Source organism: Mumia sp. zg.B17 (assembly GCF_019550915.1).
In the GTDB taxonomy this organism is placed as follows: Bacteria; Actinomycetota; Actinomycetes; order Propionibacteriales; family Nocardioidaceae; genus Mumia.
On the sequence record NZ_JAHWCI010000018.1, the window covers coordinates 1 to 792 of the forward strand.

Genomic DNA, 792 nt, shown 5'->3' on the forward strand with positions numbered 1-792 from the left:
GCCTGAGCCGTCCGGTTCCTCAGGAGCCTCGTCGGATGGTGATGGGGGTGTTGGTGGTGTCCCAGAGGTTGTTGGTGATGGTGGCGATCTGGGTGGTGGTGGGTGGGGCGATGATGGGGCAGTTGGTGATGCGTGAGGTGCCGAAGCGGTTGTCGCGGATGGTGAGGCCGGTGATGGGGCCGCGGGCTTTCTCGGCGATGTTGAGGGTGCAGGATCCGCCGGAGAGCCAGTTTCCGGCGATGGTGATGTTGGTGGAGCGGTAGCGGTCCTGGGTGATCATGATCCCGGTGTGGAAGGCGCCTTCGAGGACGTTGTGGCGGATGGTGATGTTGTTGCCGCCTTGGATCTGGAGGCTGTCGTCGTGGCTCTTGCCGTCGGTGGAGATCCAGTCGGGGTCGAAGTGGGTGTTGTCGTGGAGCCAGGAGTCTTCGAGGCGGACGTTGTCGCCGAAGACGAGGACGGCGTCGACGACGTTGGAGACGTTGATGCGGCGGGCGGTGAAGTTGCGGCCCTTGAGGCCGTCGCGGTTGGGGTGGGGGTAGGCGGCGCGCAGGGTGGTGTCCTCGATGAGGAGGTTCTTGTGGTCGCCGTAGGCCGAGATCAGTGATTTCTTGACGGTGTCGACGGGTCGGCCGCGCACGATGGTGTTGCGGATCGTGACGTTGTCGGCTTTGACGCTGATGTCTCCGCGGACGTCGAGGCCGTCGACCACCGTGCCGGCCCTGCTGATCGTCAGATCTCCGTCATGGACGGTCAGCTTCGTACCGGCAGGCACACCCGTGTTAGACGAGC

Annotated in this window: 1 pseudogene; it reads right to left on the bottom strand. The window is 64.4% G+C overall.

Features of this window, described 5'->3' with window-relative positions:
- Positions 1-19: 19 nt before the first annotated feature.
- Positions 20-792, bottom strand: a pseudogene (locus KV097_RS18925) (right-handed parallel beta-helix repeat-containing protein); the annotation flags it as partial.